The organism is Hymenobacter jeongseonensis (genome assembly GCF_015694725.1).
Taxonomy (GTDB): Bacteria; Bacteroidota; Bacteroidia; order Cytophagales; family Hymenobacteraceae; genus Hymenobacter; species Hymenobacter jeongseonensis.
This window is the reverse complement of sequence record NZ_JADQDQ010000011.1, coordinates 85,055-111,220: the sequence shown is the minus strand read 5'-3', so window position 1 is coordinate 111,220 and position 26,166 is coordinate 85,055. Positions and strand designations below refer to the sequence as shown.

Here is a 26,166-nt window from a genome sequence, read left to right as displayed (position 1 = left end):
CCGCGAAGCATCTCGCGTGCCACCACTAATTACTTATTGCACGCGAGATGCTTCGCGGCGCTCTGCATGACGCTTTGTAGGTAAGTTCTCAGACCTGGGAGCGAAAACTTAACCGCTAAAAGGAGCTACCCAAAATCCTACAACCCATACTCCTCAATCTTGCGGTAGAGCGTTTTTACACCAATTCCAAGCTGCCGGGCGGCCTCGGTTTTGTTGCCGCCGGTTTCCTGCAGCACCAGCCGAATCTGCCGGGCTTCCAAGGCGCGCAGGCTACGGGTATTTGATTCAAGAGCCGTTTCTGAGGCCGCAACTTGGAACTCCGCCGGTAGGTCTTCGGCGGTCAGCCATTCGCCCGGAGCGGCGAGGATAGCGGCGCGCTCGAGGACGTTTTTCAGCTCGCGCACATTGCCGGGCCAGGGGTAGGCGGCCAGGCGGCGCAGGGCGTCGTCGTCGAGGCCGGGCAGGCGCTTGCGCAGCTTGGTGGCAAACACCTGCGTGAAGTGCCGGGCCAGCGGCGCAATGTCGGCCCGGCGCTCAGCCAGGGAAGGCACCGCAATGGTGAACACCGAGAGGCGGTAGTACAAATCGGGCCGAAACCGCCCTTCGCCGGCTTCCTGCTTGAGGTTGCGGTTGGTGGCCGCGATGATGCGCACGTTCACCGTCAGCGGCTTGGTGTCGCCGAGCTTGGTGAATTGCTGGGTTTCGAGCACCCGCAGGAATTTGGCCTGCACGTTGGCTTCCAACTCGCCGATTTCGTCTAAAAACAACGTGCCGCCGTTGGCTTCTTCCAGCAGGCCTTTCTTATCGGCCATGGCCCCGGTGAAGGCGCCTTTGCGGTAGCCAAACAGCTCGGATTCGAGCAAGTCTTTGGGGAAGGCGCTGCAGTTGACGGCCACGAAAGCCTTGCCCCGCCGTCCGCTGGCCTGGTGAATGGCTTGGGCAAACAGCTCCTTGCCGCTGCCGGTGGGCCCTTCGAGCAGCACGGTGGCTTCGGTGGGCGCCACTTGCCGGGCCAGGTGCTGGGCGTGCTGCAAGGCCGGGGAGGCTCCAATCATGGCGTCGAAATCGTACTGCTGGCCTACTTGCTTTTCCAGGTTGGCCACGCGGTGCTGCAGGCGGGCTTTTTCGGCGGCGCGCTCCACTACTACCAGCAACTGGTCGTCGGAATCGCCCTTGGTGAGGTAGTCGAAGGCGCCGCGCTTCATGGCGGCCACGCCGTCGGGAATGGTGCCGTAGGCGGTGAGCAGAATGATTTCGGCCAGTGGCGCGAGCTGCTGGAAGCGGGGAATGAGGTCGGGGCCGTGGCCGTCGGGCAGCTTCACATCGGAGAGCACCACGAGCACCTCGGCGGCATGTTGGGCCAGTAGCTCCAGGCCGCGGCGGGCGTCGGGCGCGGTGAGCACCGCGTAGCCTTCCAGTTCTAGCACGCGGGCCACCACGCGGCGCAGGCCGGGTTCATCGTCGATAAGGAGAAGGGTACCCGTGGGCATGGAGTGTTCAATAAAGGCCGCTGGCCGCGTAAATACCACCGGGGCAACCGGCCCGCCGGGCCCCGGCAAAGGTACATGTACCAATAACCGTCAACCCGACGTTATAAGACCAACGGATTTCGGCCAAGCGGCGATTGGCTGCGTAATGCCTATACTTCGGCCCAAAACCCTCGCTTTTTCCTGCTTATGCCATCATCCGTTTCCGTGGGGCCGCCCGCCTCGCGTCTTTTTCGTTGTTTCCGGTTAGCCGGAGTGCTTTTTGGGTCGATTTCACTGCTGAGCAGCTGCGGTGGCTCCGAACCCGCCGAAACCAAGTCGGGCAGCCCCAGCAAAAGTGCGAAACCGGCCGCTACTGCGCCGGCCACGCCCGAAGCCGCTCCGCTTCGGGTCAGTGTATTTCTGGAGTATTCGGGCGGCATGAAGGGCTTCGTGCCCCGCGGCGGCGCCGATAAACCGGCCACCGAGTTCCAGCAGCGCATCGGCGCGCTCATCACCGAGACCCAGGTGAGCGGAGCCGTGGCCGACCGCAAGTACTACCTCTGCGAAAACGCCGCGCCCCGCGCCGTACCGTTTCAGCAGTTGCGCGACGTGGTGCAGGGTGAGGTGAACCAAGCGGCCCTCGGCACCGAGCTGCCACAGATGCTGGAAGGCATTCTCAACATGCCGCAGGCCACGCAGCAGGTGAGCGTGGTGATTTCCGACTTCATCTATGGCCCAGCGCGCAAGTCCGACTTTTCGCAGCTGCCGAACCTGATTCGCACTTCCATTGCGCCCGTGAGCCAGAAGCAGCTGGCCGTGGCGGTGTTTGGGGAGGCCTCGCGCTTCTACGGCACCTACCACCCGGCCGTGAAAACGCCCGTGGCCAAGCGCACGCTCAACGGCGAAAAGGTGCCTTATTATGTGTGGGTGATTGGGCCGCCCGCGCTGGTGGCGCGCTACACGGCCGAGGTATTTAAGAATGCACCGGCCCAGCAGGCCTTCTTTGGGTTGAAAACCGATACGCCCGCCTTCGCGCCGCTGCTCACCAAGCTCACCGACCCGAAATTAAAGTCGAGCGGCGGCACCGTGTACGCTGAAAACAACGGCCTGACTCTGAACCCTTCCGACGACCCGGTGGACTTTTCGGTCGGTGTAAATTTACGGGAATTGCCGGCGGCGTGGCAGAAACCGGCATTTTTGGCCCAACATATGCGGGTGCGCCTTCCCAACGGCCAAGCTTCGCTGCTGCCCAACTCGGTGCGCCTGCTCACCGAAGAGGAGCAAAGCGGCCAGCCGGTGCTGGCGCCCTACACCCACGTCATGCGCCTGCGGGTGAGCAAATTGGCCGCTCCCACGGCCACGCTCAGCCTGACGCTGCCCGCCCCGGAAACGCCGGAATGGGTAGCCGCCTGGTCGACCACCAACGACAATACGCCCGCGCCTCGCACGTTTGGCCTCGACCAAATCCTGGCCGGTGTCCGGCAATCGTATCCTAGCCCGCTGCCCGCCGTATTTACGGTTCAGCTTCCCCTCAAAAACGACAAATAATCCGCCTTCTTTTTCATGCAAACATTCTTCACCAGCCTGTATTCGGCCCTGATTTCCATCTTCCAAAGCCAGCGGCCCGCCGACTACGGCTTGTACAAAACCGACTTATTTTCGCTCGTAGGCTGGAGCACTTTGGGAGTAGCGTTGTTGTTGGTAGTCGCGTTCTATTATGTCTTCAATTCGGCGCTGCGCACGGGAATGTTTCGCACCACGCACTGGGTTTTGACCCTGGCGCTGGCCGCCGGCCTCGGCACGTTGCTGGCCAATACCCTGAGCAAAAGCCACGGCGCGGAAGTCAGCAGCTACCTCGGCTATTTCATGGTGGTGAACATGCTGGTGGCCGCGCTGTGGTTCCTGCTGTTTTCGGTCCTGCTGAAGCGTTGGAGCACGTATGCGCGCACCACGCCGTTTGTGGGGCCGTTTTAATTACTTTTTGTTCCACCTGTCATCCTGAGCGGAGCGAAGGATGACAGACGATAGAAACATCCGTTTCTCTATTAGCTAGAAAACAATGCCTAAACTCTTCATCTTCGCCGTGGGCGGCACTGGGGCCCGCGTGCTGCGCTCCCTCACCATGCTGCTGGCTGCTGGCGTGCGCATCCCGAACTGCGACCAGGTGGTGCCCGTCCTCATCGACCCGGACACCCAGAACGGCGACGTGACGCGCACCGTGGCCCTGCTTAAGCGCTACGCCCGCATTCACGAAGCGCTGTATGGCGACGGCCAAAAGGAAAAAGAGGGCTTTTTCAGCCAGCCCATGAACACGCTGGCCCACCTCAACACCGGGGGCTCGGAGGAACTGCGCGACTCGTTCGTGTACGATTTCGGCGGCATCAGCCAGCCCTTCCGGGATTACCTGAAATACAACGACCTCTCCGTGGAAAGCCAGGGATTGGTCGATTTGCTGTTTACGCAGGACAGCCTCGCGGCCAACCTCGACGTGGGCTTCCGCGGCTCGCCCAACGTGGGCTCGGTGGTGCTGAACGCGGTGGTGCAATCCAAGGAGATGCGCTACCTCGCCCAGAGCCTGCAGGACGGCGACCGCGCCTTTTTCATCAGCTCGATTTTTGGCGGTACCGGCGCGGCCGGCTTCCCGCTACTGGTGAAGAACCTGCGCGACTCCAACTCCGCCCTGGCCCACCCCGAAGTGCGCCGCCGTATGAAAGCTGGCGCGCTGGTGATGCTGCCCTACTTTAAACTACAGGAGCCTTCGCAGGATGAAAAGGCTGCGGGGCAGGACTTCATCGACTCCAATACCTTCATCACGAAGACCAAAACGGCCCTTTCGTACTACGCCGACAACCTGCAGGGTCTGGAGGCGCTGTATTACCTCGGCGACCAGCCCGGCCAGCCGCTGGCCAACCACCCCGGCCGGGCCGAGCAGCGCAACCAAGCCCACTTGCTCGAAATGCTGGGCGCGCTGTCGGTGACGCACTTCATGGAGGTGCCCGATAACCAGCTTGATGCCGGCCAGCCGCTGCACCACGAGTACGGTTTGAAGTCGGATGCGGCCGAGGTGGATTTTGGCCAACTGCCCACCGACATGCGCCAGGAAGTAGCCCGCCCGCTGATTCAGTTGCACTACTTTGCCCGCTACTTCCTCAAGCACACACCCGACGACGCCAAAGCGCCTTATTTCGAAGCCGGTGACTTGGCCGCGCAGCTGCGGAACAACCGCTCGTTGCGCGAATTGACCGACTTTTTTGGCGAGTACAACGAATGGATTCGCGAGTTGGGCGTGAACCAGCGCCGCTACACGGCCATCCGCGCCGAGGAGATGGACTTCAACAAAATGGTAGCCGACAAAACGGTGGAAACCGGCATCTTCAGTAAAGGCATCACGCCGGGCTATTTCCGCGACGAGCTGACGAAAGCCGTGGGCAAAGACACCTTGAAGAACCCGACGGAAAACGAGGCCCTTCGCTGGGTCGTGAAGGCCTTTGAAGAGGCCACGGGCGAGATTCTGGACAAGAAGCTGCAGTACTCGTAACGCCGGAATCAACTTTAATTAAACAACAATAACAGCGTCATGCTGAGCGCAGCCGAAGCATCTCTACCGCTTCGTTACATTCCGCATTGATTACTAATGCGGGAGAGATGCTTCGGCTGCGCTCAGCATGACGTTCTAGTTCGTTTGCAATTACAAAAAATGGCTAAAATCCTGCGTTTGCACGATACCGGCTCCAGCACCCACGAGGGGTGGGGCCCGACTGGTAAAATCGGCCCCCACGAAGTGGAGCGGCTGATGGACCCACAAGGCGGCCGCGCCGCCAAGGTGGCGGTGTCTATTCCGTCGCCTTTTGCCCGAATGCACTTGGTAGAAACCGCCCTGCGCTTTGTGGGGCAGGGTGGAGGCCACCAAGACTCGGTGTACCACCAGCTGGTGAGCCACTTCTGGGACGTGTGGGAAATGGTGTTCAACTACCACCAGCGCAAGCTGGCCAGCCAGCGCCTCCAAATCCGGGCCTGGCGCAAAGACGAAGAGTTGGCCAAACTGCGGGCCAACCCCGGCACCCGGCCCCTGGCCGATGTGCTGAGCCTGTACCTCGACGGCCGCTTTGCGAAGCTGACCGAGATGCACCTCATCTACTTCCCCGGCGCCAACGGCGTGCCGCAGCTCATCGGCGGCACTTCGCCGCTCACGCTGTTTTTCCCGGCGCCGAATGTGAAGCCACTGCCAGTGCAGCGGCCCCAGGGCGGCGGGTATTACTTCGATAGCCACTACGTGTCGCTGGCCAACCGCGAGGCGGCGTTCCGCGACTTCGTGTACCAGCAGTTTGTGGGCGACCCCGCCCTGATGGCGCTGGCCCCGCTGGTGCGCGACACCCTCGACCGCGGCATTCTGCAGAAGTGGGCCATGGATGGTAGCGCCAACCTGAGCAACTTCCCGGTGCTTACCGATGGCTCGAACAACCAGATTGACGTGGCTGGCGTGCTGCTGCGCGTGCGCCCCGACGAGGGCACGGTGCGCAATTCCGACCTGTTCATCCGGCCCAGCAAGCCGGGCGTGGCGGGCCCGTTGCCCATCGTGCTGCGCCCCGGCCTGAAAGCGGTGGGCAAGCGCTATTTCAACGAAACGATGTTTGCCGACAGCGGCGCCATCATTCCCGCGGCTGACCCGCGACCCCTGAAGGAGCGCACGCTGCCCGGCCCGGAGCTGTCGTACCCGTACCTGACGGTGAACGACTTGCTGGAAGAAACCCTGCTCACCGTGCCCTACGAGGTGGATGAAGCCCGTTTCTACTGCGGCAATTTGAAAGTTGCGCCGGGCTTCAAGCCCAGCACCTGGCCGCTGCTGCCCATCAAGCCGGCCTACTTCGATTACTTCACTTCCCACGACCTAGCCGAGCATCTGAGCCTGGAGCTGGACCCCGCCTGCGTGCGAGTAAAGCTGCGCGTGCCGGTGAGCGGCGGCGATTACGTGGATTTTGAGCGCGCCTATTACTCCAACCCGCAGGGCGACAACGTGGGCCGCCTGCTGGTGACCAACATTGCGCTGTCGGTGTTTCCCTTCGTGAAGGTGATTGACGCGCAGCAGTACAACGACTTCTACAAAGTCATGCTGGTGGATGCCAACAACATCGACCCGAGCATGGTGACCAAGAAGGTGGACCTCAAATTTTGGGTCGATGGCCGCCCGCTGGGCGAAACCGGCACCGGCCAATCGGCCACGCGCTACGAGCGCACCCACAAAACCGGCCAGGACGAAGGCAGCACTTACTTTGAGGTGCGCGGCACCCATTTCGATTACCTCGAAGTGCTGAACCCCGCTCCGGCCGCCGGCGCCGCGTTGGTTATTCCGCGCTGGCCCGAGGTGCGCCAGGGCACCAAGGAGTACCGTTTTGCCATCGACTTTGGCACCACGAACACCCACGTGGCCATGCAGGACAGCCCCGGCCAGGAGCCCAAGCCGTTCAGCTTCGGCCTGACCGATACGCCCGTGGTTCTGCTCAAAAAGAGCACTGCTGAGCCCGACCGCACCGCTTACGAGCGCCTGTACCGCGGCATCGACGACGACCCGGCCAACTTCGTGCAAATCAAGCGTTGGCAGCAGTACCAGGAGCGCGAGTTTGTGCCGCCCATCATCGGGCAGGACGCCTCGCCGTATGCTTTCCCGGCCCGCACCGCGACCTATGAAGCCGCCAACTACGCCACTCAGGAACTGAGCGTGCTGGGCAACATCAACGTGGCTTTCGGTATCATCACCGAAGAGCAGCGCCGGCCCAACTACCACACTAACCTGAAGTGGGACAACAGCCTGAACCAGGCCAGCACCAACCGCGTGCGGGCCTTCTTCCAGGAAATTCTGCTGCTGTGCCGCGCCAAAGTGGCCCAGAATGGCGGCAACCTGGCGGCCACGCAAATCACCTGGTTTGCCCCGCTCAGCTTCTCGACCTACCAGCGCAACCTGTACCAGCGCGAGTGGGATACGCTGTTCCATAGCATCTTCCACACCACCAACTCCATGCCCTGCATGGTGGAATCGACGGCCCCTTACTACTACCTCACCCGGCGCAACATCGTGACGCTGGGCCCGGGCGAAAACGCGGCCTTCATCGACATCGGCGGTGGCACCACTGACGTGCTGCTCTACGCCGACCGCAAGCCGGTGCTCAGCACCTCGTTCCGCTTTGCCGGCAACGACCTGTGGGGCGACGGCGGCGCCGAGGTGCGCGGCTCGAAAGACAACGGCCTTGTGCGTTTCGGCGTGGCCGGGGTGCAAAGCGCGGTGCTCTCGCCGGCCGCTCGCCGGGCCCGCGAATACGTGCTGGTGGCCGAAGGAACCGACAATTTTGGCTCCGAGGACGTGGCCAGCTTCCTCTTCAACTACGACCAATTGTTGGGCTTCAGCGAGCGTCTGCTGCGGGCCGAGCACCTGCGCGTGCTGTTTTACCTGCACTTTGGGGCGCTGATTTACCACGTGGCCCAGGTGACAGTGGCCAACGGCCAACAGCTGCCGCGCTACCTGTGCTTCACAGGCCGCGGCAGCCTCTACGTGCGCCTGCTGGCCGCCGGCTCCAATCTACAGCCAGTGGAGCGGCTGGCCCGCCTCATCATGGAAAAAGCCACCGGCCAGACCGTACCGACGGACTTCCGCATCAAGCTGGCCGACGACCCCAAGCAGACCACAGCCAACGGCGGCGTACTCGCCACCGGCCAGATGCCGCAGGACCCGCCGCTGGTGCGTCCGGTGGGCGTGCTGCCCGATGCGGAGGTGCCGCAAGCCGACAAAGGCGAGCACCACTTGGAAGCCTCGGCCGTGACCGACGAAATCAAGCAAGCCGTGCTGGCCAACGTGCGGGCCTGCTTGCAGCTGCTGCTCGAAGACCCCGAAGTAAAGCGTCTGCAAGCCGATTTGGGCGTGAAAAACGACCCCGGTTTGGTGATGAGCACGCTGGACCGTCACCTCGGCGATTCGTTCAACCTGTATCGCCAGCAGTACGCCGACGTGCTGCGCGACGGCGACACCATTCCCGAAACGCTGTTCTTCCTGCCGTTCAAAAACGCCCTGTATGAGCTATCCAAGGTGCTTCATGACGCGCAGCCGCTTAATTAACCGAATGGGCCAGGGCGCCTTGCTCGTGCTGCTGACTTTCGGCAGCGAACAGGGCGCCCTGGCCCAGCCCCGGGCCGATTCGGTGCGGGAAGCACCCATTGCGTCGGTTCCGGCCGACTCGACAACGGCGCCGGTAGCGAGCAGCCCGGCACCTGCGCCGTCCTCCAATTGGCCCCTGATATTGGGGGTGCTGGGTGGCATTGCGTTGGGGGTGCTGGGCGCGCGCATGTGGTCGCACAAGTCGCAGCCTACGCGCCAAGATGACCGGGACATGAGGCCAGCGCCCAGTGCCGAAGCGGAGCCCGAGCGAAAAAAGCCGGCCGAAAACGTGCCGCGCGGCCCGGTAGTGCAGTCGCTGCGCGGCGTGCAGGGCGCGCCGAATGCGTCAGCACCCATGCCGAAGCCTGCAGCAAAGCCGCCGGTGCCAAGCGGCAAACCCAAGAATAAACCCAAGCAAAATCAGCCATCGGGCCGTGCTCCGGCCTGGCCGGCTGTTCCTCCCCGTCCTGCTATCATGAATCCAACCCAGCCCCCGGTGCCTCCCTCCTCCGGCGACCAGCCCCTGGAAACCGGGCAGACCATCGAATGGTCGGCCCCCACCTCGACGCCGCCCGCTATTCAGGAGTTGATTGATGCCTCGGCCTCTGACGGTCAAGCAAGTGCTCCGGTGCAGGAGGCCGCGCCCGTGCCAGCTGCCTCAAATGGCCCGACGCACTACTACGCGCCGGCCCCCGACGTGCCCAGCATTGAGCACCGTAAGCTCAGCCCCAATCCATTGCCCCAAATGCCGCTGCTCATTACCTTGGCGCATACCGAGGCGACTACGGCGCAGTATTCCTTCAGTCCGCAGGCAGACCAGTCGCGCATCATCGGCAACGGCGTGCGGGAATTGAAAGAGTTTTTTGCGTTTGAATTGCCCCCCACGGAGCAGTTCACGACCATTCAAAACCTGTCGGCCGGCAAGCTGGAGAAGCGCGAAGATACCTGGCACGTGGTTGAAAAAGCCAGTATTGCCCTGAGCTAAATAAATGGTGTAGAGACGCAATATTTTGCGTCTGGGCACCCAGGCTTCTCCGTTTTTACTGGACGACTAGAACTGGCCCACTCTCTTCAAAAACGCGGCGTAATTCTCCGTCTCAACATCGCAAAAGACGCCGCAGTACCTTCGGCAATTATTTGACGAAGCAGCTATGCTCTTAATTGAAATTGTATTAGTTCTGGCGCTGGTGGCCTGGCAGGGCTTCGTGTTCTGGCGCAACCGCCAGCTCACCGACCGGGTGCAGGCCATGTACCCAGCGGCAGGCGCGGTGGCGGTGCAGCCCATCACCTACACGGCCGCGAACCCGGAGAAGAACTTCGCGGTGCATTACGATGCCCTCATCACCCGCGATGCTTCGCCGGAGTTCGCCCAAATCATTGCCGATACCAACGAGTATCTGCAAAACAACCGCGGTGCGGCAGCTGATTTTGGCATTCTAAAAGACATTTCCGAGCGCCACGCCGAAGCGCTGGACGAGGAAATTCAGGCCCAGATTGCCACGCCACTCTACTTGGGTTTGCTAGGCACCTTCACCGGGGCCATTCTGGGACTGGTCTCTTTGGTAGGCAATCCGTTTGCTGATGCGGTAGCCGACCCGGCGTTGGATACGTCTTTTAGCAACAATGACGTGCAGCATTTCCTCGGGGGCGTGCTCATTGCCATGATTGGTAGCTTGTTCGGCCTGGCCTTCACGCTGGCCGGCAACCAGTTGCTGAAACAGGCCCGCGCCCTGCGCGACCGCAACAAAAACGCCTACTACACCTACCTGCAAAAGGCCCTGTTACCCAAGCTGAATTCCGACATGCAGGCGGGCATGAGCAACCTGAAATCGGTGCTCGATACCTTCAACGCCGAGTTCTTTAGCCAGATTCAGAACGACTTTTTCAGCAAAATCCACGAGTTTACGCCACTCATTGCCAGCATCACGGAGAACGTAAGCGTGCAGAAGCGCTTCCTGGAACAGTTGGAGAAAATTGGCTATTCGGAGCTGGCCAACGCCACCATTAAGGTGTTCGATAGGGTGGATGAAAGCGCCCATACATTTGAGAAATTCCTGGGCTACCAGCAGGCGCTGAACACCACCGTCACGCACAGCAACGAAGCCGCCCAGACCATTGGCGCGCTGCTCAACCGCCTCACAGCCCTGGAGCAAGGCCTAGCCAGCGTGCCGCAATACCTGCAGCAGCACGACGATGCTTTGCGCCAACAAGTGGCTTTCTTCAGCCAGCACGGCAAACTCCTGGCCGATATCGGTTCGCAAATCCGCCAAGGCGTGAGCGAAGGTGTGCACCGCATGGACCAGGAACTCGACGGCCGCCTGCAGGAATTGCAGCAGGAAGCCACCCAGGCCCACGAGCAATGGCAGCGCCACTTCCGCGAGCTAAACAGCAACAACGTCTACCAGAAAATCACGGAGTACCTCAATCCTTTCACGCAGCTCCCGGCCCAACAGCAGCAGCTCAACGTGCTGCAGGAGCGCCAGGCCGCTTTGGCTGCGCAAGCCATGCAGCGCATGGAAGCCCGTCTGCTGGCCGACGCGCAGCTGCAGCAGCAACTGTTGCAGCAAGTGGACCGCACCAACAAAGTGCTGGAGGAAATTACCCGGCCCAACTGGTTCCAGCGCACGGTGCTGGGCAAGAAGTAAAATCACCTGAGCAAAAAAACGGTCATGCTGAGCGCAGTCGAAGCATCTCGCGTGCCACCACTAACCCAATCGTGCAACGATGCGAGCGAGATGCTTCGGCTGCGCTCAGCATGACGCTCTTTATAAATCCTAGCAATACCAGCCCACCTCCATGAAAGAGAGCAAAGACTTCTTCTGGCCCAGCTACGTGGACCTCATGACGGCTTTGTTCCTGACCATGCTCGTCATGTTCGTGCTCAGCTACAAGCTTTTCAAGGACAAGCAGCGCGACAACGACAAGCTCATTTACGACCTCAAGGTGCAGGTGCAAGAAAAGCGCAAGCTCGACGAGATAAAGGCCGCACTCAAGCGGCTGGAAAGCGACTATTTTACTTACAACCAGCGCTACAAGCGCTACGAGCTGAACTTCCCGGTCACGTTTGCCCCGCAGAGCGCTGCACTGCCGGCCAATGCCCAAGCGCCCCTAATTAAAGCCGGCCGGTTCCTGCTCAATCAAATGAAAGCACTGGAAACCGACGACAACGTGCAGTACCTCATTGTGGTGGAAGGCCGCGCCGCCAAAGACCTGCGCTACCCCGCCTCCGACCCGCGCAACCTCGACGGCCCCGCCGTGCGCCAGCTCAGCTACAGCCGCGCCCTGGCCGTGATTCGGCTTTGGGAGCAGGCGGGCCTGCGCTTCCCTAGCAACCTGGAAGTGGTGGCGGCCGGCAGCGGCTTCCGCGGCGCGGGCCGCTACACCGGCTCCCAGGAAGGGCTGAATAAGCGCTTCATCATTCAGGTCCAGCCCAAAATTGGCTCGATAGGGAAGTAGGGTGGAATTAAGAAACAGGAGGGGATAAAAAGAACGTCATGCTGGGCTGGCCGAAGCGTCTCTCCCGCAGCACTAAATCAAATTAGTTGTGCGGGAGTGATGCTTCGGCCAGCCCAGCATGACGTTCCTCAAGCAGTGCCTAAATCTTCCGGTTTAGTACCGGCGGTTGATGCAGTTCAAATCCTCAAACGCCTGCTTCAAGCGCGCTACGAAGGTTTCTTCGCCCTTGCGCAGCCACACGCGCGGGTCGTAGTACTTCTTGTTGGGCGAGTCGGCGCCGTTGGGATTGCCGATTTGGCCCTGCAGGAAAGCCTCGTTCTTCACGTAGTAGTCCTTGATACCTTCCCACAGCGCCCACTGCATGTCGGTGTCGATGTTCATCTTGATGGCACCGTAGCTCAGGGCCTCGCGGATTTCCTCTTGGCTGGAGCCCGAACCGCCGTGAAACACGAAGTCGATGGGCTGGGGGCCGGTGCCGAAATGCTCCTGCACGTACTGCTGCGAGTTCAGCAGGATTTTGGGCTCCAGCTTCACGTTGCCGGGCTTGTATACGCCGTGTACGTTGCCGAACGCGGCCGCGATGGTGAAGCGCGGGCTCACCTCGCTCAGCTCCTTGTAGGCATAAGCCACTTCCGAAGGCTGAGTGTAGAGCTTGCTCGAATCCACGTCGGAGTTGTCCACGCCGTCTTCTTCGCCGCCGGTCACGCCGAGCTCAATTTCGAGCGTCATGCCGATTTTGGCCATGCGCTCCAGGTAGCGCTTGCAGATTTCGATGTTCTCCTCAATCGGCTCTTCTGACAAGTCGAGCATGTGCGAGCTGTAGAGCGGCTGGCCGTGCTGGGCGTAGTATTTCTCGCCGGCGGCAAGCAAGCCGTCAATCCAAGGCAGGAGCTTCTTGGCAGCGTGGTCGGTGTGCAGCACCACGGGCACGTCGTAAAGCTCAGCCATGAGGTGCACATGGTGGGCGCCCGAAATGGCCCCGGCAATGCTGGCGCGCTGGCCGTCGTTGCTCGCCGACTTGCCGGCGTAGAACTGGGCCCCACCGTTCGAAAATTGAATCATTACCGGTGAGTTTACCGCCTTGGCGGTCTCCAGTACGGCGTTCACGGTGTTGGTGCCCGTCACGTTCACGGCCGGCAGGGCGAAGGCGTTGGCCTTGGCAAATTGGAACAAGCTCTGGACTTCGTCGCCGTGCAGGACGCCCGCCCGCAGGCCGGTAAGGGTTTGGTCAGCCATAAAAACTAGTTGTGCGGCAGCGCCGCGGTGGGAGGTAAAATCAATGAGCAAGAGGCCACCCAAGCCGGGCGCCCGAACAGCAAAGTACGGTCGGCGGTGCCTAACCTGAAAATTCTGGGGCCAGGCGCAAGAAAATCAGCGCCCTACTGGGCCTTTCGTTCTCGTGCTGTACGGAAATAACGGGCAAAAAGAAGAGGCTGACCGTTGCAGCGGTCAGCCTCACACTTCACTCACCTTCACACTCCCATTATCTTTAGCCGGCGGTCATCATCTTTGACTGCCGGTACACGCCGTGGCTGTTGGTTACTTGCAATTGGTATAGGTAGTCGCCGGAGGGAAGGCCCAGGCCACTCAAATTTAAGCTAATGGTTTGGGCGCCCGCCGTCATGCCTTTGCGGCTAATGCCCGCCATCTTACGGCCCGCTACGTCGAACAGGTCCAACCGGACGTCGCCGCCGTGGGTCAGGGTAAACGGCACGGTGGTTTCCCCAATGTAGGGATTGGGGTAGTTTTGGCCCAGGGTGAACTGCCCGCCGGTTTCCCGGTCCAGCCCGCGCGGAAACTTTCCGGTGTGGGAAACAACGACATCGGGCGTTACGAAACAACCCGTTGCGGCCTCCGTCATGAACTGAGCATGGTGGTGCGCCATTAAGCCCGCGTCGGCAACTGCCAATTGCTGACTGGTTCCGGCCGTTGCACTCCGAATATCACTTAAAACAGTGGGGGTGGTCACAAGCAAATTGAGTTGGGAAAGTCTGCCTCTTCTGAATTGCAACGGCTTGTGCAGCAGCGGCAGTAAATAAGAAGGCAGGAAGTGCAAAACAGAATGAACCCGGCCCGGGAGCCGATTATATTTCAAATATCAATATTCTAGTGTTGGAAACCTACTCATATTCGGTGATTTGCTTGAAAAACTCGGCAAGCGGTAACGCAGCCACCACCAAGGCTCAATTGAGCCGCTGAAGTTGGTTTAGTTTGTGTACACGGCGGAACCCAACGGTGCCAAAAGCCATTATCACGCCACGTTGCCGGCCGGCCGGATTGCCATCAAGCAATGTGCCGGTTGTGCGTTTAACTTTGCCCAATTACAATTTCCGCTACATGCAAGAGTATCGCTCGTCTGTTGACTCTGAATTACCCCGGCTGCCCAAATCGCCTACGGGCATTGAAGGCCTCGATGAAATCACCGAAGGAGGCCTGCCAGAGGGGCGCCCTACGCTGATTTGCGGCAGCGCCGGCTGTGGCAAAACCCTGATGGGCATCGAGTTTCTGGTGCGCGGCATCCAGAATTACAACGAGCCGGGCGTACTCATGGCCTTTGAGGAAACAGCGCCGGAGCTGGCCGCCAACGTGGCTTCGCTGGGCTTTGACCTCGTGGACCTGCAAGCCCGCAAGATGCTGCGCGTCGACCACGTGCACGTCGACCGGTCGGAGATTGAAGAAACCGGCGAGTACGACCTGGAAGGCTTGTTCATTCGTCTGGGCCACGCCATCGATTCCATTGGCGCCAAGCGGGTGGTGCTCGATACCATTGAGGCACTGTTCTCGGGGTTTCCCAACCAGGGCGTGCTGCGCTCCGAAATCCGCCGCTTGTTTCGCTGGTTGAAGGACAAGGGCGTGACCACCATCATCACGGCCGAGCGCGGCGACGGCACGCTGACCCGCCAAGGCTTGGAGGAGTACGTGTCGGACTGCGTGATTTTGCTCGATAACCGGGTTATTGACCAGATTACCACCCGGCGCCTGCGCATTGTGAAGTACCGCGGCAGCACCCACGGCACCAACGAATACCCTTACCTCATCACGCAGGACGGTATTTCGGTGCTGCCCGTGACGTCGCTGAAGCTTGACCATCCCATTTCGAATAACATCATGTCTTCCGGCATCCCGGCGCTGGACGAGATGTTTGGCATGCGCGGCTTCTACCAGGGCAGCAGCGTGCTGATAACCGGCACGGCCGGCACGGCCAAAACCACGCTGGCCGCTGCCTTTGCCGAAGAAGTCTGCCAGCAAGGTCAGCGGTGCCTGCTGTTTGCTTTCGAAGAATCGCCGCAGCAACTGCTGCGCAACATGAAATCGGTCGAAATCGACCTGGCCTCCCACGTCGCCTCGGGCTTGCTGCGCATCGAAGCCTCCCGGCCCACCATCAACGGCTTGGAGCAGCACCTCGTCACGCTGCACCGGCTGGTGAAGGAATTCAAGCCGGATGCCGTCGTTATTGACCCCATCACCAACCTCATCACCGTTGGCAATATTGCCGAGGTGCGCAGCATGCTCACCCGCCTCATCGATTTCCTAAAGGTGAGCGGCATCACGGGGCTGTTTACGGCGCTGGTGAGCGGCCGGGGCCAGCAGCAGGAAATGACCGACGAAGGCGTGTCTTCGTTGGTAGATACCTGGATTAGCGTGCGCGACCTGGAAGGCATTGGCGAGCGTAATCGTGGCCTGAGCATCCTGAAATCGCGCGGCATGGCGCATTCCAACCAGGTGCGCGAATTTGTGGTGACCGAACACGGCATCGAGCTGCTCGACGTGGTGGTGGGTCCCACCGGGATTGTGACCGGGGCCAGCCGCCTCACCCAGCAGCTGCAGGAGCATGCCCAGACCCTAGCGGCTCAGCAGGAAACCGACCGCCGCGACCGCGAGTTGGAGCGCCGCCGCCGCGTACTCGAAGCCAACATTGCCAACCTGCGCACCGAGTTCGAATCGGTGGAGGAGGAGCTGCGGCAAATCAATACCGACGCCCAAAACCGCCAAGAAACCCTAACGAGCGGCCACCAGCGCATTGCAGCTGCCAATCCGCCCCGGCGTGATGCGCCCGCGTCCGGCGAAAAGAATTAGATGCCCGTATACCAGAGTTGCCTCTGGCATTTGCCCCACCCTTTCCATGGCTGAAGAAAACGACGAAGAAACCTGGGAATTGCGCCTGTACGTAGCCGGCCAAACGCCCAAATCTGTTACGGCCCTGGCCAACCTAAGAAAACACTGCGAGCAGCACCTCAAAGGCCGCTACAAGATTGAAGTCATCGACCTGTTGGTGAACCCCCAACTGGCCGAAGGCGACCAGATTTTGGCCATTCCGACGCTGGTTCGCAAGGTACCCGAGCCCATCCGTAAAATCATCGGCGACCTCTCGAATGAGGAGCGGGTGTTGGTGGGCTTGGATGTGCGCCCCCTTACCAGCAAATAACCCGGCCCATGGACCCATTATTGGACCCGGCGGAATTTCCGGAGGAGCCCACGGGCCCCGAATACTTGCTGCACCTGTACATCACGGGTGCTACGCCCAACTCGACGCGCGCCGTGCGCAACATCAAAGACATTTGCGAGGAGCACCTGAAAGGGCGCTACGAATTATTGATTGTGGACGTGTACCAGCAGCCCGAGCTGGCCCAGGAAAAAGACCTCATTGGAGTGCCCACGCTCATCAAGATGCGTCCGGGGTTGGTGCGCCGCATGGTGGGCGACTTCTCGGACCGCGAGCGGGTACTCAAAGCCTTGGGCGTAACCCCGCCCACTAGCTTACTATGAGTACCACGCCGCCTGTTGCAGTCGACCTAGCTCGCGAAAACGAGGAGCTGCGCTCCCAGCTGGAGGAGGCGCAAGACCTGATTCACGCCATTCGAACCGGGGCCGTGGATGCGCTAGCTGTGCAAAGCTCCGAGGGGCCGCGCATCTACACGCTGCAGGGCGCCGACCAAGGCTACCGCACCTTGATTGAGCAAATGAACGAAGGCGCCCTGCTGCTCACCGAGGACGCCACCGTGATGTACTGCAACGCCTGCATGGCCGACCTGCTGGGCCGGCCCCTGGCCGAGGTAATGGGCAGCGCCTTCAACGATTTCGTGCCCCCCACAAGCAGAGATTATTGGGCGAGCATTCTGCTGCGGGGTTGGGGTGGCAAAAGCAAAGGCGAGTTGCCCTTGCAAACCAAAGCCGGGGCCTTGGTGCCGTTTTTGGTGTCGATGAATGTGCTGTTGTTCAACGATACTCCGGCCCTGGCCGTGATTGTAACCGACTTGTCGGCGCAGCGCGAAATCACGGCCATTCGTGCGCAGGTGGCCGAGCAGAACACCTTGCTCGACCGCAAGACCGAAGAGCTAAAACGCGAGGAAGCTGCTCGCTTGGTAGGCGAGCGCGCCGCCGCCGAGGCCAGCCGCATGCTGGAGGGCATCTCGCAAATTGCCTGGACCACCAACGCCCTGGGCGAGCACACCTACCGCAACCGGCGCTGGTACGACTACATCGGGCAGCAGCAACACCAGGGCAACGCCTCGGGCCGCTCCTGGCGCGAGCGGCTGCACCCCGATGATGCCGTGGCCACGCTGGCGCGCTGGCAGCAGAGCTTGAATACCGGCCAGCCCTACGAGGTGGAATGCCGCATTCGCAACGGCGGCGGGGATTACCGCTGGATGCTGGGCCGCGCGCAGGCTTCGTGCAACGAGCAAGGCGAGGTTATCCAGTGGATTGGCACCTACACCGACATCCACGAGCACAAACTGGCCCTCGAACGCATCGACCACGGCCAGCGCCAGCTGCGCGACAACAACGAGCAGCTTACCCGCGTGAACGTGGACTTGGACAACTTCATCTACACCGCCTCGCACGACCTCAAGGCCCCCATCAGCAACATTGAGGGCCTGCTGCACGCCCTGTTGGTGGAGCTGCCCGTCGCCACCGTGCAGACCGAACCCGTGCAGCCCATTCTGCACTTGATGCAAGACTCCGTAAACCGCTTTAAGCGAACCATTGAGCAGCTTACCGACGTGAGCAAGCTGCAGAAGGAGCACGGCATTCCGGCGCAGTACGTCGATTTGACGGCTGTTATTCGGGACGTTCGCCTCGATTTGGAGCCGCTTATTCAGCTGTCGGGGGCCTCGGTCGACGTGGCGGTAGATACAGGGACTACCGTTTTATTTTCTGAGAAGAACCTGCGCTCGGTGGTCTTCAACCTGCTTAGCAATGCCCTCAAGTACCGCGACCCGGCTCGCCTTCCGCGCGTGCAGGTGCGGGCCCGGACGGAGCAGGAGTTCGTGGTGTTTGAGGTGGAAGACAACGGCTTGGGCCTTGGCGATGCCAGTGAGCAAAAGCTGTTTGGGATGTTTCAGCGTTTTCACGACCACGTAGAAGGCTCAGGGATTGGCCTTTACATGGTGAAAAAGATGATTGAAAATGCCGGAGGGCACATCGCCGTCCAATCTAAGCTCGGCGTTGGCTCGACATTCTGCGTATATTTTGCTCAATAACCCGTGCGCAGCCGTTCTCCATTCCGGGGCATGGCCGGCGGCTTGATGTTCCATGCAAAAACTCACCTGTGCCCTGTTGGTCGACGACGACCAGACCACCAACTACCTCAACCAGTTGCTTCTGAAGCGGCTGGCAGTGACGAATAAGTTGTTAGTGGCCCTCAACGGCCAGGAGGCACTCGAGCTGTTGCAGATTCATTGCCGGGAAGCCACGCAGGACTGTCCGGCCCTTATCCTGCTGGATGTGAAAATGCCCGTGATGGACGGTTTCGCTTTCCTCGAAGCCTACTATAAATTGCCTTTTCTTCAAAAAGAAGCCATTATTATTGTGATGCTCACCACTTCCCTGCATCCGCAGGATGTGGACCGGGTGCAAAAACTCAACATCGCCGGGTTTTTGAACAAGCCGCTCACCGAGGATAAGATAAACGCGGTGCTGGAAAACCATTTCAACCGCCACCTGCCAAACCACTAGTCTTGACCAGCAGCTGGAACTGTGCCGGCAAGTCGGGACGCTAACCAGCCAGCCCTTTTTTTGGCGCCATGTCCGACTTTCGCCTTCGTGTGTTTCAGGCCGTGGCGCAGCACCTGAGCTTTACCAAAGCCGCCCAAGCGCTGTTCATCACGCAGCCGGCCGTAACCAAGCACATTCACGAACTGGAACGGCAATACGAGCAGCGGTTGCTGGAGCGCCGCGGCAACCGCGTGGCCCTCACCGAAGCTGGCCGGTTGCTCCTGGCCCACGCCGAAGCCGTGGCCGCCTCGCACCAGCAGCTGGAAGACCAGTTGCACGCCCTGCGTGACCCCGAGGAAGCCGCCGGCCGTCTGCGCCTGGGGGCCAGCACCACACTGGCGCAATACGTGCTGCCCGGCATATTGCCTGCCTTCCAGGCGCGTTACCCCAAGGTGCAGCTCACCTTGCTCAACGCCAATTCTGAACACATTGCCGAAGCTCTGCTGCGCGGCGAGTTGGATTTAGGCTTTGTGGAAGGCCGCTCGAAAAGCCGCGACTTGCACTACGAACTGCTGCTGGACGACGAACTGGTGGCCGTGCGCGGGGCCACGGCCGCCGGCCCGCCCCCGCATCCCATGCCGCTGGCCGAGGCACTGGCTCGGCCTTTGGTGCTGCGCGAGCGGGGGTCGGGCACGCTGGAGGTATTGGAATTTGCCTTGCGCACCCTCAAAATCAAGCTCAGCAGCCTGCCAGTAGGGTTTTATTTCGATAATACCGAAGCCATTAAGGCGTATCTCGAAGCCGCGCCGGAAGCGTTGGGAGTGGTGTCGCGCCGGGCGTTGGCTCGGGAACTGACTGGGGGGCTGTTGGAAATCGTGCCCATCGAAGGTCTGTATCTGCCCCGGCAATTTGAATCGGTTTGGGTGCAGGGGCAGCCGTTGCCCCGGCCCGCCCAACGGTTTCTGGCCTTCGCCCAGGACCAGTTTAAATCGTTATCATAACCAAAGGTTATTTCGAATAACATTTTGGTATTACCCAAAGGGAGACAGGCAGCGTAATTTTGGAACAGCAATAAAGTTCTGTTCCATGGCGCTACTCGTTTCCGCATCGCCCAAGCCCTTGGCTGCCGGCAGCCAGCCGCCTGCAACTCGTCAACTGTCACAAGCAGAAGCAGCCCCCGGCCCGGCAGGCGGCGAACCCCGCGGCTTCATGCGGCACTTTCACGCGCCTCGGGTGGTGTTCGGCCGGGTCGTAACGCTGCGTCAGGTCGTTTTCGCCTTGTTGCTGATTTATTGCCTTACGCCGTGGGCGTCGCCGCCCATTGCGCTGGCGCTCGGGCTGGTGTTGGCCCAAACGCTCGGCAACCCCTTTGCGGCCCAAACCAAGCGGCTTACGGCCACGCTGCTTCAGTTTTCGGTGGTGGGACTGGGCTTTGGCATGAATGCCCACGCGGCGGCGCAAGCCGGCCGACAAGGCGTGGCCTTCACGGTCGTTTCCATTTTTGGCATATTGATTTTGGGGTACTTCGCGGGGCGCTGGCTAGGCATCACCCGTTCGGTAGCCCACCTGATTTCGTGCGGCACGGCCATCTGCGGCGGCAGCGCCATTGCGGCCGTGGGGCCGGTGCTGCGCGCCAAAGACGAGGAAATGTCGGTAGCGCTGGGCACGGTGTTCGTGCTCAATGCCGTGGCCCTGTTTGCCTTTCCGGCCATCGGCCACGCGCTGGCCCTCACCCAGAACCAGTTTGGCCTGTGGTGCGCCATTGCCATTCACGATACGTCGTCGGTGGTGGGCGCGGCCACCGCGTATGGCGACCACGCCCTGCAGGTCGCCACCACCGTGAAGCTGGCCCGGGCCCTGTGGATTATTCCGGTTTCCATCGCCACGGCCATGGTTTTCAAGCAGAAAGGCGTGAAAATCAAAATTCCGTACTTCATTCTTGGCTTCATTGCCGCCATGCTGCTCAATACGTTTGTGCCCGCTGCCAAGCCGCTGGGGCCGGTGCTGGTGGCCTTGGCCAAAACGGGCCTGACGCTCACGCTCTTTTTCATTGGGGCCGGCTTGTCGGGCCAGGTACTGAAGGCGGTGGGGGCCCGGCCGTTTTTATTGGGCGTGTTGTTGTGGGGCGTTATCGCCTCGGCCTCGCTCTACGTCATCATTCGCACGGTGTAAGGTCCCGTGCGTGTTTGCTATCTGGCCATGCGCTGGCTGTACGTACCGGCTGGCGTGAGGAGCCGCACAATGTAGATGCCGGCGGGCAACTGCTGCACATTCAGGTACCAGCGGCCCGTCTGGGCCGCATCGGAGGTGGCTGCCACTGGCTGTGCGCGCCCGAGGGCATCGAGTAGTTGAATGGAGGTGGCCGCGTGGCCCACTGCCTCGGGTGGCAGGTTGCTGCTCACGGCCCACTCCTGGGTGGTGCGGCCGGGGTACACTTCCAGCATGCCCGGGGCGTTGCCGCGCTTCACGGCCCGCACCGGCGAGTAGCTGCGGGTGCCATCGAAGTCGGTTTGGCGCAGGCGGTAGTAGCTGGTGCCGGGCAGCGGCAGCTCATCAACGGCGGAGTAGGTGCTCAGACTTTGCTTGTTGCCCGCGCCCGCCAGCGTCTGAAGGTCCTGGAACTGCTGGCCATTGGCCGAGCGCTCGATGGTGAAATCTTTGTTGTTTTTCTCGGAAGCCGTGGCCCAGCGCAGGGCCACCTGCTGCCGGGAAACGAGCTCGGCCGTAAACTCAATGAGCTCGACGGGCAATGGCAAACAGGCCGTTGGGTCAGCGGCTGGCAAAGCGCTGGCAGGAACACAAATAGCGTTGGCTATCGGCGCAATGGGGCCTGGGCACAAGTTGTTGTTACGTCTCACGCACATGCTAGGTTTGCCGGCGCCGCACGGATTGGGTTGCGGGTTCAGCAACTGGCTCAATTGGCCCGGGTTGGCAAATACACAGCCCCTGACGGCCATTTTGCCCGTGCCGCAGGCAGTAATGTCGCCCCCCGACAAGTCCAGATTGCCGTTGATAACCATCAATCCTTCTATGTTGGTTAATCCATTAATGACCACCATGTTGCACGCCGTGATGAGAGTGGCGCCACTGGCAATGGTCAGGGTCCCTTTATTAGCCGTGATTTGGTCTAATTCGACAGCTGCCAGCCCGGAGACCCTCAAATTGGTATTTCGCTGCGCCGCGCGGTTATCGCCCAGCATTAGATTGCCGCCCCGGATTGCGCCCCCGTCAGTCACCGCGATGGAGCCGTTGGCTTGCACGCGTACCGCGTTTACGCTGGGGGCAGTACTGGGCAGGATAAGAACACCCCCGTCATTGACAAATAGGTCGGCGTCGTCGCCTATTACCAAGGCCCGGTTTGTAGCCGTCAGCTTCAATATGCCATCCCGTGTGGGATTAGTCGATTTTAACGTAATGGACCCTCCGCGACCTACCGTGTAATCAGCAGCCATCTCGATGCTAACGCCGTCAATAACGATGGTGGCGCCGCTGCCGCTGACCGGGACAGGAGAACAAGAGCCTCCTGATGAAGTTGCCACCCAAGTAGAGGCCGTGAAGAAATTCCGGGGGATTATGTTGCCACTTCCATCAGTCGCATTGGCGACTGCCGTATACGTGCATTGGGCCGCTGCCTGCAATGGAAAAATCATATTGATTTCAACCAGAATCAATACTGTATATAGTAATTTTTTCATGACTCATAAAGGTTAAACAAGATTGATTGTTTGAAAAAAACCATTACTAATATAATTAATAAACGAATAAATTACAAATAATATTAACTTAATTCAAAAATTAAAAGCTGTTTTCAACCGTATGCTATGCCTTATTGAGGATGATAATTTGGCCTGAGGACTCAGTCGGACAAAAAATCAGGTGAAAGTGCTGTCGCTATTGGGGCAGAATGGCGGACGCGCGCAAGGGGCGGAAGCCAGAGTTACCGGCTACCGGACCAGTTGGCTGGACAATAAATCCCGGAATGCTTCAATTAAACGCCTGGGCGTTAATGCCCCGGTAATTCGAGTGTCGGCTTGCTTACCACGCCTGCACGCGCACTCCAAACCCGAGGGTCAAAATGGAGCTTATCGGAAGCTTCCCGCGGCCGTTTACCCAGCTCACCAGGTACAAATCGTTGGTGCCTAATTCGTAGTAGGCCATGGCCGTACGGGCAGTGCCGCGCTTGGTGGGGCGGAACGCGCGGCCGGCGCTCCCGCCAAGAAAGGCGCCCACCCGTGTGCGCGACGACCACCAGTAGTACCCGGCGTCGTACTTGCTGCCCCGGGTCTGGTTGATGCCCCGGCTGGCCGAGTAGCTGACGAAGCCTCCCAGGGCCAAGGGCTGCACGCGCCACGGCGTGCTGCGCACCGCCAGCTGCCAGGGCGTGTAGGTGGCTTTGGCCGTGAAGATGCCGATGGGCGTGATGCTGAATTTCTTGGGCAGGTAGCCCGCCACTGCTTCCAGAGCCAAGTGGTTGTGGTTGGCCGTCCAGCCGGTGCCCACGGCGGCCAGGCCCTGCCCGCCGGCGGTGTGCACCAGCAGGTGCGAGGGCACGTACCACCGCTCCCGGGCAGGGCGCGCCGTATCGGCGGGCGCCAGACTACCGGCGTCCGCAGTGGCCAAATGCAGGAGCAGCAAGGTTGAGAAGGTCATTAGAAATCGACGGTGTCAAGCCGGAATTCGTGGTCGCCCCAGAGCGTGAGCACCACGTAGCGCCGCCGCTCAAAGCTGTAGGAATTGATGAACGTGATGCCGTTGCGGTAAGGCTCGCCGATGCTGAAGCTGTGCCGGTGCCCGTTGAGGGCCAGGACCACGCGGGGGGCGTGCTCCAGCGCCCGCACGTAGGGCTGCTCTAGCTGCGGGTCGAAGTCGCCGTCCATCGGCGGCACGTGGTTGATGATGATTTGCCGGCGCACGCCCGCGGTGTCGGCCAGTTGCCGCTCGAGCCAGCTGATGTTGGGCACCGTGCCATCGAAGCGGTATTCGCGGCTGTTGGTGTTCAGCATGATGAAGCGCGTGCGGGCGTGGGTGAAGCTGTAGTCCAAGGCCCCGAAAACTTCTTGGTAGGCCTTGCGGCCGTTGGCCGCGTGGTCGTGGTTGCCCACTACGGTCAGGTAGGGCACGCGCAGGTGCTTGAGCTTGTCGTGCACCCAGCGCATTTCCCGGCCCAGACCAAAGTCCGAAATGTCGCCGGCCACCAGCAGCAGCGCAATGCCGCGCTGCCGGTTCACGCTGCGCACCAGGTCCTCGGCCTCTTCGTAAAACCGTTGCGAGTCGCCGGTGAATACGAAGCGCAGGGTGTCGCCCGCCGTGGGCACCGGGCGCTGGGCCAGGGCCGCCAGGTTTTTGGCCGTGAGGTCGCTGTAGGCGTCCGGGCTGTGCGTTTGGTTGGGACTGAACTCAATCAGGTCGCACCCCGCCAGCACGGCCAGCCCCGCCCCGAGCAGCAGGCCCCGCCCGCGCACCTTGCTCCAATTGCGTAGAAAGTGCTGTTTCATACGGCCAGCCGTTAGTTTGCCGACGGCGCCGCTCCGCTCGGCAGGTGCGCGGTTACGTACTGCACCAAGTCGCCCACCACGTGCAGCGGCACCTCGTCGGGAATGGTGAGATGGAAGCGCTGCTCAAGCGCCAGAATGACATCGACCACATCCACCGGGTCAAAATGCAGGTCCTGTGTTAAGCTGCTGGTCAGGCGCAGCCGGCCCGCCAGCGCTTTGCGCTGGCGGATTACGCGCAGAATCTGGCTCTGCACCGCAAGCCGGGATGGAGGGAAAGGAGAGGAGGAGACCATGGGAAGAGCCCCGTGAAGGGGTAGTAATAATTTAATGAAATAAACCTGCTTCTACAAGCTGGAGGCCGTTTGCGAATTGATAGCTAATGATTTAAGTCCCGGATATGGGGCTAGTAAAATTCGTTAGGTCACCAGTACAGTCCGTTTATTGCAGGTGTCGCGGTGGCTTCGTGGCGGGCGCACGAGCGGTATCTCAAGGGGAATATCGGAGCCGCTCATGGCCGGTTCGGCGGGTTTTATGGGTTTAATAACTTTGGTTAAACAAAAAGGTTTTTCAAAATTTGATTTGACACAATTAATTTTAGGGCATGCCTTCCGTGCATTTGGGAAACATCATTGTTGCTCTGCTAAGGCTCTTTTTAGAAATGCAATGCCGCCGGCACGCGACTGGCGCACCGCACCGCTTTACTTTTGCGGCCTATATGTCAATTGCCGCTGCCCGCCGTACTGTTCGCCGTAAGTTTGTTCGACGCCGGCTCCTGTTGCGGTTGCGCATGTTCGCGCTGGTTTTTTGCGGCATGAGCGTGGCAGTGGGGTATCAGCTGGTGGCCTTTCACGCTTCGCCGGTTCCGGTGCTGGGGGCGGCTGTGGTGGGTGGCCTGTTGGGGCTGGTGGTGGGGCGCATGTCCAAGGTGGTGTGGCACGAAGAAGCCGCGCAGGTCATTGCCAAAATGGACAAGCTAGGCGGCCTGATGCTGGCGGGCTACTTGCTGCTGGCCGTTTCGCGCTGGTGGATATTGGGCCATTGGTTTGCGGGGCACGAACTGACGGCCGTGGCCCTGGCATTCACGGGCGGCATCATGCTGGGCCGGCTGCTCTCCACCCGGCGCGCAGTCATTCGCATCCTCAAAAGCCAGCAGCGGTACTAGGCGGCCTCAGCACCCCAGAATGGTCGCGCCCCGGCCCGGTTTAATTACCGCCGGGCAGGGCAGTGAAATGCCCGCCGATTATTTCGCTCACCTTCTCCCTGGTCAGGGGTTTGGTTAAAAAACCGGAAACGGGAAGTTGCTGGGCGCGCTCCACATCGCGCGGGTGCAGCGAAGTAGTGAGCATGACCACTACCGTAGCGCCCTGCTGCTCGGCCGGGAGCTGGCGGTAGGCATCCAAAAATTCGAACCCGTTCATCAGGGGCATGTTCACGTCCAGGAAAATGAGGTCCGGACACGTGGCATCGACCTGCTGAAACTTAGCGTTGAGGATGGCCAACGCCTCCTGCCCGTTGAGGGCCGTCAGGACCTCGCCGCTGGCCCCCATGGAGACCAGCAGTTTGCGGTTTAAATAATTGGTGGTGGGGTCGTCATCGACCAATAGAATACAACGCAGCGGGGACATGCAGGGCGAATAGAAACGAAAAATAGGCCTGCACAGGGCCG

Annotated in this window: 23 protein-coding genes; 15 read left to right on the top strand and 8 right to left on the bottom strand. The window is 60.6% G+C overall.

What is annotated here, in order from left to right:
• Positions 1 to 137: 137 nt before the first annotated feature.
• The gene (locus I2I05_RS18370) at positions 138 to 1,490 is read right to left on the bottom strand and encodes a sigma-54-dependent transcriptional regulator (RefSeq protein ID WP_196283711.1); all 1,353 of its coding nucleotides are present in this window, start codon (positions 1,488 to 1,490) and stop codon (positions 138 to 140) included.
• A gap of 186 nt (positions 1,491 to 1,676) precedes the next feature.
• On the opposite strand from I2I05_RS18370, the gene I2I05_RS18365 reads away from it, so the two are divergent.
• The 7 genes from I2I05_RS18365 (at position 1,677) to I2I05_RS18335 (ending at position 12,069) form a co-directional block, all read left to right on the top strand.
• Positions 1,677 to 3,017 carry a hypothetical protein gene (locus I2I05_RS18365; RefSeq protein WP_196283710.1) on the top strand — a complete coding sequence of 447 codons (1,341 nt, stop codon included), beginning with the start codon at positions 1,677 to 1,679 and terminating at the stop codon, positions 3,015 to 3,017.
• Between the two features lie 15 nt (positions 3,018 to 3,032).
• Positions 3,033 to 3,443, top strand: a complete 411-nt coding sequence (locus tag I2I05_RS18360; protein WP_196283709.1) for a hypothetical protein — start codon at positions 3,033 to 3,035, stop codon at positions 3,441 to 3,443.
• Positions 3,444 to 3,528: 85 nt separating this feature from the next.
• Positions 3,529 to 5,007: a hypothetical protein gene (locus I2I05_RS18355; RefSeq protein WP_196283708.1), complete on the top strand. Its 1,479-nt coding sequence runs from the start codon at positions 3,529 to 3,531 to the stop codon at positions 5,005 to 5,007.
• Between the two features lie 159 nt (positions 5,008 to 5,166).
• Complete coding sequence (locus I2I05_RS18350; RefSeq protein ID WP_196283707.1) at positions 5,167 to 8,574, top strand: acetate and sugar kinases/Hsc70/actin family protein; 3,408 nt, start codon at positions 5,167 to 5,169, stop codon at positions 8,572 to 8,574.
• Positions 8,552 to 9,598: a hypothetical protein gene (locus tag I2I05_RS18345; RefSeq protein ID WP_196283706.1), complete on the top strand. Its 1,047-nt coding sequence runs from the start codon at positions 8,552 to 8,554 to the stop codon at positions 9,596 to 9,598. Before I2I05_RS18350 ends, I2I05_RS18345 begins: the two co-directional genes overlap by 23 nt.
• A 166-nt stretch (positions 9,599 to 9,764) precedes the next feature.
• Complete coding sequence (locus I2I05_RS18340; protein WP_196283705.1) at positions 9,765 to 11,258, top strand: hypothetical protein; 1,494 nt, start codon at positions 9,765 to 9,767, stop codon at positions 11,256 to 11,258.
• Between the two features lie 151 nt (positions 11,259 to 11,409).
• Positions 11,410 to 12,069: an OmpA family protein gene (locus I2I05_RS18335; protein WP_196283704.1), complete on the top strand. Its 660-nt coding sequence runs from the start codon at positions 11,410 to 11,412 to the stop codon at positions 12,067 to 12,069.
• Positions 12,070 to 12,222: 153 nt separating this feature from the next.
• Here I2I05_RS18335 and fbaA read toward each other — a convergent pair whose 3' ends face one another.
• Positions 12,223 to 13,305, bottom strand: a complete 1,083-nt coding sequence (gene fbaA / locus I2I05_RS18330) for a class II fructose-bisphosphate aldolase (RefSeq protein WP_196283703.1) — start codon at positions 13,303 to 13,305, stop codon at positions 12,223 to 12,225.
• Positions 13,306 to 13,558: 253 nt separating this feature from the next.
• The gene (locus I2I05_RS18325) at positions 13,559 to 14,038 is read right to left on the bottom strand and encodes a T9SS type A sorting domain-containing protein (RefSeq protein WP_196283702.1); all 480 of its coding nucleotides are present in this window, start codon (positions 14,036 to 14,038) and stop codon (positions 13,559 to 13,561) included.
• A 368-nt stretch (positions 14,039 to 14,406) separates the two neighbouring features.
• Between I2I05_RS18325 and kaiC the strand changes: the two genes are divergently transcribed.
• From kaiC to I2I05_RS18290, 7 genes are all read left to right on the top strand, one after another.
• On the top strand, positions 14,407 to 16,146 hold the full coding sequence (gene kaiC / locus I2I05_RS18320) for a circadian clock protein KaiC (protein WP_196283701.1): 1,740 nt from the start codon (positions 14,407 to 14,409) through the stop codon (positions 16,144 to 16,146).
• Between the two features lie 46 nt (positions 16,147 to 16,192).
• Positions 16,193 to 16,495 (top strand): circadian clock protein KaiB, encoded by a 303-nt coding sequence (gene kaiB, locus I2I05_RS18315; protein WP_196283700.1) that lies wholly within the window; start codon positions 16,193 to 16,195, stop codon positions 16,493 to 16,495.
• A gap of 8 nt (positions 16,496 to 16,503) precedes the next feature.
• The gene (locus I2I05_RS18310; protein WP_196283699.1) at positions 16,504 to 16,836 is read left to right on the top strand and encodes a circadian clock KaiB family protein; all 333 of its coding nucleotides are present in this window, start codon (positions 16,504 to 16,506) and stop codon (positions 16,834 to 16,836) included.
• The gene (locus I2I05_RS18305; RefSeq protein ID WP_196283698.1) at positions 16,833 to 18,551 is read left to right on the top strand and encodes a PAS domain-containing protein; all 1,719 of its coding nucleotides are present in this window, start codon (positions 16,833 to 16,835) and stop codon (positions 18,549 to 18,551) included. Before I2I05_RS18310 ends, I2I05_RS18305 begins: the two co-directional genes overlap by 4 nt.
• 52 nt (positions 18,552 to 18,603) lie before the next feature.
• Positions 18,604 to 19,026, top strand: a complete 423-nt coding sequence (locus I2I05_RS18300; RefSeq protein ID WP_196283697.1) for a response regulator — start codon at positions 18,604 to 18,606, stop codon at positions 19,024 to 19,026.
• Positions 19,027 to 19,094: 68 nt separating this feature from the next.
• Positions 19,095 to 20,006 carry a LysR substrate-binding domain-containing protein gene (locus I2I05_RS18295; RefSeq protein ID WP_196283696.1) on the top strand — a complete coding sequence of 304 codons (912 nt, stop codon included), beginning with the start codon at positions 19,095 to 19,097 and terminating at the stop codon, positions 20,004 to 20,006.
• A gap of 85 nt (positions 20,007 to 20,091) precedes the next feature.
• Positions 20,092 to 21,177, top strand: a complete 1,086-nt coding sequence (locus tag I2I05_RS18290) for a YeiH family protein (protein WP_230688415.1) — start codon at positions 20,092 to 20,094, stop codon at positions 21,175 to 21,177.
• Positions 21,178 to 21,194: 17 nt separating this feature from the next.
• On the opposite strand, the gene I2I05_RS18285 is transcribed toward I2I05_RS18290, so the two are convergent.
• The 4 genes from I2I05_RS18285 to I2I05_RS18270 all read right to left on the bottom strand — a co-directional run bounded on the left by I2I05_RS18285 (position 21,195) and on the right by I2I05_RS18270 (position 24,793).
• Positions 21,195 to 22,700: a T9SS type A sorting domain-containing protein gene (locus tag I2I05_RS18285; protein ID WP_196283695.1), complete on the bottom strand. Its 1,506-nt coding sequence runs from the start codon at positions 22,698 to 22,700 to the stop codon at positions 21,195 to 21,197.
• 340 nt (positions 22,701 to 23,040) lie between these two features.
• Positions 23,041 to 23,655, bottom strand: coding sequence for a hypothetical protein (locus I2I05_RS18280; protein ID WP_196283694.1), 615 nt, complete (start codon positions 23,653 to 23,655; stop codon positions 23,041 to 23,043).
• A complete protein-coding gene (locus I2I05_RS18275) occupies positions 23,655 to 24,500 on the bottom strand; it encodes a metallophosphoesterase family protein (protein ID WP_196283693.1) in 846 nt (281 codons plus the stop codon). Before I2I05_RS18275 ends, I2I05_RS18280 begins: the two co-directional genes overlap by 1 nt.
• Before the next feature lie 11 nt (positions 24,501 to 24,511).
• A complete protein-coding gene (locus I2I05_RS18270; RefSeq protein WP_196283692.1) occupies positions 24,512 to 24,793 on the bottom strand; it encodes an acyl carrier protein in 282 nt (93 codons plus the stop codon).
• A gap of 422 nt (positions 24,794 to 25,215) precedes the next feature.
• Between I2I05_RS18270 and I2I05_RS18265 the strand changes: the two genes are divergently transcribed.
• The gene (locus I2I05_RS18265) at positions 25,216 to 25,662 is read left to right on the top strand and encodes a hypothetical protein (protein ID WP_196283691.1); all 447 of its coding nucleotides are present in this window, start codon (positions 25,216 to 25,218) and stop codon (positions 25,660 to 25,662) included.
• Positions 25,663 to 25,702: 40 nt separating this feature from the next.
• Here I2I05_RS18265 and I2I05_RS18260 read toward each other — a convergent pair whose 3' ends face one another.
• Positions 25,703 to 26,125, bottom strand: a complete 423-nt coding sequence (locus tag I2I05_RS18260) for a response regulator (RefSeq protein ID WP_196283690.1) — start codon at positions 26,123 to 26,125, stop codon at positions 25,703 to 25,705.
• Positions 26,126 to 26,166 lie beyond the last annotated feature (41 nt).

Coding starts and splice junctions, on each gene's coding strand:
- I2I05_RS18370 (WP_196283711.1), bottom strand. CDS start 1,490: ATGCCCACGGGTACCCTTCTCCTTATCGACGATGAACCCGGCCTGCGC.
- I2I05_RS18365 (WP_196283710.1), top strand. CDS start 1,677: ATGCCATCATCCGTTTCCGTGGGGCCGCCCGCCTCGCGTCTTTTTCGT.
- I2I05_RS18360 (WP_196283709.1), top strand. CDS start 3,033: ATGCAAACATTCTTCACCAGCCTGTATTCGGCCCTGATTTCCATCTTC.
- I2I05_RS18355 (WP_196283708.1), top strand. CDS start 3,529: ATGCCTAAACTCTTCATCTTCGCCGTGGGCGGCACTGGGGCCCGCGTG.
- I2I05_RS18350 (WP_196283707.1), top strand. CDS start 5,167: ATGGCTAAAATCCTGCGTTTGCACGATACCGGCTCCAGCACCCACGAG.
- I2I05_RS18345 (WP_196283706.1), top strand. CDS start 8,552: ATGACGCGCAGCCGCTTAATTAACCGAATGGGCCAGGGCGCCTTGCTC.
- I2I05_RS18340 (WP_196283705.1), top strand. CDS start 9,765: ATGCTCTTAATTGAAATTGTATTAGTTCTGGCGCTGGTGGCCTGGCAG.
- I2I05_RS18335 (WP_196283704.1), top strand. CDS start 11,410: ATGAAAGAGAGCAAAGACTTCTTCTGGCCCAGCTACGTGGACCTCATG.
- fbaA (WP_196283703.1), bottom strand. CDS start 13,305: ATGGCTGACCAAACCCTTACCGGCCTGCGGGCGGGCGTCCTGCACGGC.
- kaiC (WP_196283701.1), top strand. CDS start 14,407: ATGCAAGAGTATCGCTCGTCTGTTGACTCTGAATTACCCCGGCTGCCC.
- kaiB (WP_196283700.1), top strand. CDS start 16,193: ATGGCTGAAGAAAACGACGAAGAAACCTGGGAATTGCGCCTGTACGTA.
- I2I05_RS18310 (WP_196283699.1), top strand. CDS start 16,504: ATGGACCCATTATTGGACCCGGCGGAATTTCCGGAGGAGCCCACGGGC.
- I2I05_RS18305 (WP_196283698.1), top strand. CDS start 16,833: ATGAGTACCACGCCGCCTGTTGCAGTCGACCTAGCTCGCGAAAACGAG.
- I2I05_RS18300 (WP_196283697.1), top strand. CDS start 18,604: ATGCAAAAACTCACCTGTGCCCTGTTGGTCGACGACGACCAGACCACC.
- I2I05_RS18295 (WP_196283696.1), top strand. CDS start 19,095: ATGTCCGACTTTCGCCTTCGTGTGTTTCAGGCCGTGGCGCAGCACCTG.
- I2I05_RS18290 (WP_230688415.1), top strand. CDS start 20,092: ATGGCGCTACTCGTTTCCGCATCGCCCAAGCCCTTGGCTGCCGGCAGC.
- I2I05_RS18285 (WP_196283695.1), bottom strand. CDS start 22,700: ATGAAAAAATTACTATATACAGTATTGATTCTGGTTGAAATCAATATG.
- I2I05_RS18280 (WP_196283694.1), bottom strand. CDS start 23,655: ATGACCTTCTCAACCTTGCTGCTCCTGCATTTGGCCACTGCGGACGCC.
- I2I05_RS18275 (WP_196283693.1), bottom strand. CDS start 24,500: ATGAAACAGCACTTTCTACGCAATTGGAGCAAGGTGCGCGGGCGGGGC.
- I2I05_RS18270 (WP_196283692.1), bottom strand. CDS start 24,793: ATGGTCTCCTCCTCTCCTTTCCCTCCATCCCGGCTTGCGGTGCAGAGC.
- I2I05_RS18265 (WP_196283691.1), top strand. CDS start 25,216: ATGTCAATTGCCGCTGCCCGCCGTACTGTTCGCCGTAAGTTTGTTCGA.
- I2I05_RS18260 (WP_196283690.1), bottom strand. CDS start 26,125: ATGTCCCCGCTGCGTTGTATTCTATTGGTCGATGACGACCCCACCACC.